Origin of the sequence: Aliiroseovarius sp. PTFE2010 (genome assembly GCF_049943335.1) — a bacterium.
Taxonomy (GTDB): domain Bacteria; phylum Pseudomonadota; class Alphaproteobacteria; order Rhodobacterales; family Rhodobacteraceae; genus JBNFVY01.
This window is the reverse complement of record NZ_JBNFVY010000011.1, coordinates 85618-94779: the sequence shown is the minus strand read 5'-3', so window position 1 is coordinate 94779 and position 9162 is coordinate 85618. Positions and strand designations below refer to the sequence as shown.

Below are 9162 nucleotides of genomic sequence, written 5' to 3'. Positions count from 1 at the left end.
GCCGGCGCCTTTTTCTGGGCGCCGGCGGCAAAGCGTCTGACAAGGGAAAACGGGGCCTTAGGCCTCGGCGGCGGCGCGGAGCATCTTGTAAAGCTCATCCTTCAGCGCCATGCGGGTCTTGCGCAATTCATCCTCAGCCAGATCGTCTATCGGTTCCAATTTGGTTTCGGCGCGATGCACGGCGCGGTTCACGTCATGATATTCATCCATCAACCTGGAAAAATGCGCATCCTTGCTTTTCAGTTCGGTGATGGCATCTGCATATTCTGGAAAATCATCGGCCAGTTCGTGGGGCGTATGTGACATCGCGTGTCCTCCTGTTTGCGTTGCCTTACGCTAGTTGGAACGGACCGCAAGAACCTTGATCGGGATCAAATAATCTCAGCTCTTTGTTGCCATGGGCGCCGGGGTTACCGCGCGGCGCTTCAACACCCATTCACGCCAGGTGATGAAGCTGACCGACCCCAGGATCAGGGCCCCGCCCAGAATGACCCAGACATCCAGCGCCTCTCCGAAAAGCACCAGACCCAACAGGGCAGCCCAGATCAGTTGCAGAAAGCTGACCGGTTGCGTGACGGCCAGCGGCGCAGCGCGAAAGGCCAGTGTCATCGTATAATGCCCTGTCGTTGCAAAGGCCGCCACCAGCGCCATCCAGGCCAGTTCACGCAGGCTGGGCACCTGCCATACCGCAAGGGCCAGCGGGAACAGCCCCAAGGCAACGGTCAGCGACAACATGGCGACTACCAGCTCGGCCGGCAGTTCATCAGACACGATCTTGGCGATCAGGTAGGACACCGAAAAAAGCGACGCCGCAATCAACATCGCGCCATGTCCGGGGCCCAGTTCGCGCAAGCCGGGTCGCAGGATCACCAGCGCCCCGATCAGCGCCACAGCCACGGCAATCATCCGGCGCATTGCCAGGTGTTCCCCAAGGACGAACACCGCCAGAACCGTCACGAACACCGGGGCAAGAAAGTTGAGCGCGGTAACCTCGGCAACCGGAAGACGCGCCATCGAAAAGAACCACAGCGACACGCCAATCGTGTGCATTGCCCCGCGCAGGAAAAACAGGCGCCAATGGCGGCCCGTCAATCGGGTTCTGAGGATCGGGCGCAGCATGGGCAAAATAAAGAACAGCCCGAAAACATAGCGTAAAAAGGCCGCCTCGCTGGCTGGCAAGCTGGATCCGACATGGCGGACGACGGCTGTCACGGCGACGAACAACAGCCCCGTCACCAGCATCCAGAGGACCCCGACAACGGGTCGATTTTGCGCGCTAGCCATAGGGTGTACTTGACCGCAGGCCCGCGCTGCCTTCAAGGGTGAATTCCCGCGCCATCGCAATCACCGGGCCTAAAGACCGCGCAAAAGCGCGACCGCGATGGCCCACATGATCGCCGCGATTCCCGCATCAAGGATGCGCCACGCCAAGGGGCGTGCAAAGATCGGACGCAGCAGGCGCGCCCCGTACCCGAGGGCAAAGAAGAACACGAAGGACGCGCCAATCGCACCGAACGCGAAGGGCGCACGCGCCTGTGGAAAGCCCGTCGAAATAGCGCCCAGCAACAGGACCGTATCAAGATAGACATGCGGGTTCGCCCAGGTCAGCGCCAAGGCAGTTGCGACGGCGCGCATCAAACCCTGCGGCGCGGTCTGCGCCGGGTCCAGCGCCGTGTCGCCCGCCCATGCCCGCCGCAGCGCCAGAACACCGTAGGCCAACAGAAACACCGCCCCAGCCACCCGCATGACCGGGGCAAAGCGCGGCGCGGTCTGGGTGGCCAATTCAAAGCCGAACACTCCGACGGCGATCAACAGCGCGTCCGAAACGGCGCAAACCAACACGATCGCCAGCACATGTTCGCCCCGCAGTCCCTGGCGCAGCACAAAGGCGTTCTGCGCCCCGATCGCCAGGATCAACGATAGCCCCGATAAAAAGCCTGTCAGCGCGGCGTCCATGTCGCCCCTGCCCCAAAATGGAAAAGCGGCCCCAAAGGGCCGCTTTGACGTTGACGATCTGACGCGTTCAAAGCTGGGCCATCACCTCGTCCGACGCTTCGAAATTGGTCGTGACGTTCTGCACGTCATCGTCGTCTTCCAGCGCATCGACCAGTTTCATCAGCTTTTGCATGCCTTCAAGATCCAGCTCGGTCGTGGTCGTCGGTTTCCAGACCAGCTTGGTCGAGTCAGATTCGCCCAGTTCCTGCTCAAGCGCGTTCGAAACGTCATTCAAATCCGTATCGGCGCACCAGATGATATGCCCGTCTTCGTTGCTTTCCACGTCTTCTGCGCCCGCTTCAATGGCTGCCATCATCACCGTGTCCGCATCGCCAACGTCCGCAGGATAGCTGACGGCCCCCTTGCGTTCGAACATGAACGCAACCGAGCCGGTTTCGCCCAGGTTTCCGCCGTTTTTCGAAAAGGTCGAGCGCACGTTCGATGCGGTCCGGTTCCGGTTGTCCGTCATCGCTTCGACAATGACCGCCACGCCGTTGGGCCCATACCCTTCATAGCGGATTTCGTCATAGTTTTCGGCATCACCCGCCTGGGATTTCTTGATCGCGCGTTCGATCACGTCCTTGGGAACGGATTGCGTCTTGGCTTCCTTGACGGCCAATCGCAGGCGCGGGTTCTTGTCTGGATCCGGGTCGCCCATCTTGGCCGCAACCGTGATTTCCTTGGACAGTTTGGAAAACAGCTTTGAACGCGCCGCGTCCTGACGGCCCTTGCGGTGCTGGATGTTTGCCCATTTAGAATGGCCTGCCATGGGTCTTCTCCCGAAATACTGTATATCCGGCGCATCTATACGGCAGAGCGCCCCTGCCCCGCAAGCCCAGCAAACGCGCGAATGTGACGAAGCGATCCCGTCGGCGCCGCCGGGAAATTATGCGGCCCCCATCACCATGCGTGCGGAGCTGGCGGTGCCAGCGGGCAAAACCGTCACAGCGGAAAGAACACCGGAATCAAGGCACTGGCCAGCAGCCCGACCGTCAGGTTCAGCGGAATGCCGACGCGCATGAAATCGGTGAACTTGTAGCCACCTGGGCCATAGACCAGCATGTTGGTCTGATATCCGATGGGCGTTGCAAAACTGGCTGAAGCCGCGATCATGACCGCCACCACCAAGGGGCGCGGATCGACGCCGACCGCAGTTGCAAGGCCAATGGCAATCGGGGTGATCACGACAGCCACCGCGTTGTTGGTCACCAATTCGGTCAACACCGAGGTCAGCAGGTAAATGGCCCAGATGATAAAGAACGGCGGCAACGCTTCCAGCGTCGGCGCCACGCCCGATACGATCAGCTCAACCGCGCCAGACGATTGCAACGCCGCCCCGATGGCCAGCATCGCAAAGATCAGCGCCAACAGGCTTCCTTCGACAAAGGAAAATGCCTCGTCCGCGTCAATACAGCCCGTCACCAGAACCACCGCCACTGCAATAATCGCCAAGACAAGGATCGGCGCCACGCCAAACCCCGCCAGAACGACGATTGCCGCCATGGCCCCCAACGCAATCGGCGCGTGGCTGCGGCGGTAGGCCCGGTCGGTCGGGGTCGAAACATCGACCAGATCCATTTCATCGGACAGGCGTTTGATATCCGCAGGCGCCCCTTCGAGCAGCAGCGTATCGCCCACGCGCACGACCAGATCGTCCAGTTGCCGGCCGATGTTCTGATTTCGGCGATGCACGGCCAGGGTGTACACCCCATAGCGACGCCGCAACCGCATCGACCCCAGCGACCGGCCCACCATGCGGCAGCCCGGCGTGATCAGAACTTCGACCGTGGTCGTTTCAATCGCGCTCACCTGATCCACGCGCTTGAGGCTTTTGTTGGCCTGAAGGCTGAGCAATTCGGTCATCTGGGTGCGCAGGACCACCCGGTCACCGACCTGCAGGCGAACGTCGTTCAGGTTGCGCCGCAAAGACGTATCCCCCCGCACGACGTCAATCAGGCGCACGCCGGGCCGCTGGAACAGCTGGACGCTCAGCACTTCGCGCCCGATGAGGTTGCTTTCGGGCGGGATCACCGCCTCGGTGAAAAATTTCATCTTCGAGCGTGTTCCGCCCAGCATCTGCGCCATCGAATCGCGATCGGGCAGCAGGCGCCGGCCAATGAACCGCATGTACAGCAACCCATAGACCACCAGGATCGCCGCCAACGGGGTAATTTCGAAAATCGTGAACCCCCGCATGCCCTGCGCCCGCGCGACCCCGTCCACCAGCAGGTTTGTCGAGGTGCCGATCAACGTCAGCATGCCGCCAAGAATGGCCGCATAGGACAGCGGCAGCAGCAGCCGGGACGCCGGCACGTTCAGGCGCTGCGCCATCTGGACAAAGACCGGGATCATCACCACGACCACCGGCGTGTTCGACGCAAAGGCGGACGCAACGACAACGAACCCCATAAGCCCGCCAATCGCGGCAATCGGGTGCTTGTCCGCCGCGCGTTCGGCAAATTGCGTGAACCAGTTGAGCGACCCCGTCCGCACCAAGGCCCCCATCACGATGAACATCGCCCCGATGGTCCACGGCGCCGGGTTCGACAAGACCGCAAGCGCGTCGCCGTAGGGCAATATCCCGGTGGCCAGCATCACCGCAGCGCCGGCCACGGCAATGACGACGGCGGGAAAACGTTCGCGCACGAACAGGACGAACATTACCAGAACGATGGTCAGGGCCAGAACAGCTTCGCCCATCGGGCTGAATTGAAAGGTCAGGTTCAAAGGTCCAGCGTACCTTGGTTGGTCAAATCGGCGCCATCATCGCGGTTTGCATCAGCCCCCGCAAGCGCACGTTTCATACGGGCGTCATTGCGGGATACTTTGCTCCAGACACCCGCCTTCGCGGACCATCTTGACCGATTTTGCCTTGCCGGTGCGATCATCGGTCTCGACAAACACGCCTGACAGGGTGACCTCGCCTTCGGCCGGTTTGAACCGGGTCTTGCCCATTCCGGTGACGAAGCGGCGCAGGGGTTCGGCCTTGTCCATCCCGATCACCGAATTGTAGTCGCCGCACATCCCCGCATCGGTCTGAAACGCCGTCCCGGCCGGCAGGATCTGCGCGTCAGCGGTGGCGACATGGGTATGCGTGCCGACCACAACGCTGGCCTTGCCGTCGGCGAAATGCCCCATTGCCATCTTTTCGCTGGTCGCTTCGCAATGCACATCCAGCAGGCTGGCCTGCACCGTGACGCCCAAAGGATTCTTGCGCAGGATATCGTCGACGGCCGAAAACGGATCGTCGAAGGCCCGCTTCATGAAGACCTGACCAAGAACCTGCGCCACGAGGATCTTGCGCCCTCGCCCGGCATCCAGAATCGCAGCCCCACGTCCGGGGGCCGACTTGGCGAAATTGATCGGGCGGACAATTCGGGGTTCGCGGTCGATGAACTGCATCATGTCGCGTTGATCGAACGCGTGATCGCCCAGCGTCAGACAATCGACACCCGCGTCCAGCAGGCCCTTGGCGTGATCCGCCGAAAGCCCTGCGCCATTTGTGGCGTTTTCCCCGTTGACCACGACGAAATCGGTGCGCCACGTTTCACGCAGGCCAGGCAGGCGCTCGGCAATCGCATTGCGTCCGGCGCGGCCTACGATGTCTCCTAGAAAAAGAATTCGCATACTGTGTTGCTATGGCGAGCGTGCGCCGGGCGCAAGAGCCAAGCGCAGGTCAGGCGGGTTGGGTCAGAACCGTCTTTTCCGTGACCACTGCATCCAGACGCTGATCGTGGGGGTCGGTTGGCACCCGGTCCAACTGCTGTGCGCCATACGCCAGACCGATAGCCTGAAACTTGCCGCTCGCCGCGCGCAGCCGTGGCAGGGTGCGGTCATAATAGCCCCCCCCATAGCCAAGCCGCATCAACTGATCGTCGAAGGCCACAAGCGGCACGATGGCCAATTCGGGGGTGACAAAGGCGCCTTCTGCGGGCTGCAAGATCCCATGGGGCCCGCTTTCCATGACGGATTCGGGCCACCATTCCCGAAATTTGAGCGGCCGCCCCGGCGCGTCAATCACCGGCACGCAAACGGGAATGTGGCGTACCAGCATCTCCATCGCGGGCAGCGGATTGATTTCGGACCGGATCGGCAGGTAACCGGCCACGTTGCGCGGGCCGATCCGTTCGATATGCGCCACCAGCAGGGCCGACGCCATCGACGATCTGGCCGCCGAATGCGCGGCCTTTCGTTTGGCCAGCGCCGTTTTGCGCGCGGCTGCCTTTTCCGCGTCCAGTGTCATAACAGGAAAATCGCCGCCAGCCCCAGAAAGGCCAAAAAGCCCACCACATCGGTAACTGTCGTCACGAACGCGCCCGATGCCAGCGCCGGATCAACACGCAACCGGTCCAACACGACCGGGATCAGGATGCCCGCGAACCCCGCAATGACCATGTTGATCACCATCGCCGCCGCGATCACGCCCCCCAGCACGGGCGAGCCGAACCAGATCAATCCGACAGCGCCCATGACCACCGCGAAAATCAAGCCATTGGCCAGCCCCACCAACACCTCGCGCCGGATCACGCGCCAGACGTTGCTGCCGGTCAGATCGCGCGTGGCGATGGCGCGCACGGCCACGGTCAGTGCCTGGGTGCCCGCATTGCCGCCCATCGACGCGACGATGGGCATCAAAACCGCCAAGGCTACGAACTGCGCAATCGTGTCTTCGAACTGGGCAATCACCAGCGACGCAAGGATCGCGGTGACCAGGTTGACCGCCAGCCATGGCAGGCGCGCGCGCGTGGTTTCGATCACCTTGGCCGCAAGCGATCCGTCGCCCACACCGGCCAGACGCAGGATATCTTCTTCGTGCTCGTCATCCAGAACGGACATGGCGTCATCGATCGTGATGACACCGACCAGACGCCCGACCTTATCCACGACCGGCGCAGAAATCAGGTGGTACTGGTTAAAGGCATAGGCCACGTCGCCCTCGTCTTCGTCCAGTTGAAAGGTGCGGAAGGACGGTTCGACGATCTCGGTCAATTTCATCTCGCGCGGGTGCGACAGGATCTTGCCCAGCGTCACATGCCCCACCGGCCGCATTGCGGGATCGACCAGCACGACGTGATAGAATTGCTCGGGCATGTCGTCATGATTGCGCATGAAATCTATGGCTTCGCCCACGTTCCAATGCTCGGGCGCCATGACCACTTCGCGCTGCATGAGGCGACCGGCCGAATATTCGGGAAACGAAAGCGCTTGTTCGACCGCAACACGGTCGGCGTCTTCCAGCGCGTCCAGAATCGCCTCTTGCTGGGGCGGGTCCAGATCTTCGACCAGATCGACAACGTCATCACTGTCCAGTTCGCGCACCGCATCGGCCAGAACGTCCGGTTTCAGTGCGGTAATGATCTCTTCGCGGATGTCTTCGTTCAGTTCTGACAGAATCTCGCCGTCGAACGCGCCGCCGTAAAGCTCGACCAATTGGCGCCGGTCGAAGGTGTTGATCTGCTCAAGAAGGTCCGCGATGTCCGCCGCGTGCAGCGGCTCCATCAGCTCGGCTAGCTTGGTTTTATCTTGCGCATCAACAGCATAAAGGATCGCCGCAACGGTTTTCTGGCCAAGGACATATGCGTCCTTTTCCGGCTTGTCCTCGTCATTGTCGATGACCTGATGCTCTTCCATGACCGCGCCCTGCTGCTTTGGCCAACACATAGAACAAGCATGGAAGGGAATACAGAGCGCGCAAGCAATTTACCCCGCCGGTCCGAATGCTATGGTAGCCCCAATTCAACCAGCGAGCATATCCGTGACCGACATTCTTCTTGGGCAGGTTCTGTCCTATAGTGCAGACCCGTTCGGCCCGTCAGGGCCCGCCGCCGGCCGCATCGAACGCAAGGGCGCCGTGGTGATCCGCGATGGCGTCATTGTCGATCACGGGCCAGCCGATACCATCCGCGCGACCTATCGCGATGCCCAGACAACAGACTATGGCGCCCGGTTGATATCTGCCGGGTTCATCGACGCCCACGTGCACTATCCCCAAACCGGGATCATCGCCAGCTGGGGCAAACGCCTGATCGACTGGCTCAACACCTACACATTCCCCGAAGAGATGCGCTTTGGCGACCCCGCGTATGCCGCCCGTCAGGCCGATCTCTATTTCGATCTGGCCCTTGCCCACGGCACCACAACCATGTGCTCGTTCGGCACGATCCATCCCGCTTCGGTTGACGCGTTCTTCACACAGGCCCAAGCGCGCGGCATGCGGGCCGCGACCGGGCGCACCTGCATGGATCGCAACGCGCCCGACGGGCTGCGCGACACGGCCCAAAGCGCGTATGACGAAAGCCGCGCGCTGCTGGAAAAATGGCATGGGCTGGATCGGCTGAGCTATGCCATCACGCCGCGTTTTTCGCCGACCTCATCGCCGGCGCAACTTGAAGCGCTCGGCGCGCTCTGGGCCGAACATCCCGATTGCCCCATGCAAACCCACCTGAGCGAACAGACCGACGAAATCGCCTGGGTCAAATCGCTCTACCCGGACGCGCGCGATTACCTCGATACATACGAAACCCACGGCCTGCTGCGCGAAGGCGCGATGTTCGGGCACGCCATTCACCTGGAACCGCGGGAACGGGCGCGCCTTGCCGAAGCCGGCGCGGCCCTGATCCATTGCCCGACATCGAACACCTTTATCGGTTCGGGCCTGTTCGACATGGCACGCGCGAAGGCAGAAGGACAGATCGTCGGCCTTGCAACCGACACCGGGGGCGGGTCGTCGTTTTCCATGCTGCGCACGATGGCAGCCGCCTATGAAATCGGGCAACTGACTGGCACGCCATTGCACGCGGCCCAACTGTGGTGGCTGGCCACCTGCGGGTCGGCCCGCGCCCTGCGCCAACACGACATGATCGGGAACATCGCCAAGGGAATGGAAGCGGACCTTGTCGTGATTGACCTGACTTCGACACCATTGATCGCGCAGCGCGCCAGCCGCGCCGAAGACGCGTGGGAGTCTATTTTCCCAACCATCATGATGGGCGATGATCGTGCGATAAAAAGCGTCTGGATCGCCGGGCAAAAAGCGCTCTGATCTTGTTTTACCGGCAATTGGCCCCGTCCGGGGCATCCGAAACGCGCTGACCCTCGGCGTTTCGCGGTAATCACCACAACCCGGCTCGACCTGCCCAATCGCGCCGCGCCGATACGGGCGCGCGC

General features: G+C 61.9%; 9 protein-coding genes. 1 reads left to right on the top strand and 8 read right to left on the bottom strand.

Annotated features, from left to right (window positions below; translation table 11 throughout):
- Positions 1–57: 57 nt before the first annotated feature.
- The 8 genes from ACP2AV_RS13490 to mgtE form a co-directional block, all read right to left on the bottom strand.
- Entirely contained in the window at positions 58–306 is a 249-nt protein-coding gene (locus ACP2AV_RS13490) for a YdcH family protein (protein WP_426373285.1), read from the bottom strand.
- A 75-nt stretch (positions 307–381) separates the two neighbouring features.
- Positions 382–1284 (bottom strand): DMT family transporter, encoded by a 903-nt coding sequence (locus tag ACP2AV_RS13485; RefSeq protein WP_426373284.1) that lies wholly within the window; start codon positions 1282–1284, stop codon positions 382–384.
- A 69-nt stretch (positions 1285–1353) separates the two neighbouring features.
- Positions 1354–1956 (bottom strand): LysE/ArgO family amino acid transporter, encoded by a 603-nt coding sequence (locus ACP2AV_RS13480; RefSeq protein ID WP_426373283.1) that lies wholly within the window; start codon positions 1954–1956, stop codon positions 1354–1356.
- Between the two features lie 67 nt (positions 1957–2023).
- A complete protein-coding gene (locus ACP2AV_RS13475; RefSeq protein WP_426373282.1) occupies positions 2024–2764 on the bottom strand; it encodes a YebC/PmpR family DNA-binding transcriptional regulator in 741 nt (246 codons plus the stop codon).
- A gap of 173 nt (positions 2765–2937) precedes the next feature.
- The gene (locus ACP2AV_RS13470) at positions 2938–4695 is read right to left on the bottom strand and encodes an SLC13 family permease (protein WP_426373288.1); all 1758 of its coding nucleotides are present in this window, start codon (positions 4693–4695) and stop codon (positions 2938–2940) included.
- Between the two features lie 111 nt (positions 4696–4806).
- Entirely contained in the window at positions 4807–5622 is an 816-nt protein-coding gene (locus tag ACP2AV_RS13465) for a TIGR00282 family metallophosphoesterase (RefSeq protein ID WP_426373281.1), read from the bottom strand.
- A gap of 49 nt (positions 5623–5671) precedes the next feature.
- Positions 5672–6238 carry a 5-formyltetrahydrofolate cyclo-ligase gene (locus ACP2AV_RS13460; RefSeq protein ID WP_426373280.1) on the bottom strand — a complete coding sequence of 189 codons (567 nt, stop codon included), beginning with the start codon at positions 6236–6238 and terminating at the stop codon, positions 5672–5674.
- On the bottom strand, positions 6235–7626 hold the full coding sequence (gene mgtE / locus ACP2AV_RS13455; RefSeq protein WP_426373287.1) for a magnesium transporter: 1392 nt from the start codon (positions 7624–7626) through the stop codon (positions 6235–6237). Before mgtE ends, ACP2AV_RS13460 begins: the two co-directional genes overlap by 4 nt.
- 124 nt (positions 7627–7750) lie before the next feature.
- Here mgtE and guaD point away from each other — a divergent pair, with 124 nt between their 5' ends.
- The gene (gene guaD / locus ACP2AV_RS13450; protein WP_426373279.1) at positions 7751–9037 is read left to right on the top strand and encodes a guanine deaminase; all 1287 of its coding nucleotides are present in this window, start codon (positions 7751–7753) and stop codon (positions 9035–9037) included.
- The last annotated feature ends 125 nt before the right edge of the window (positions 9038–9162 follow it).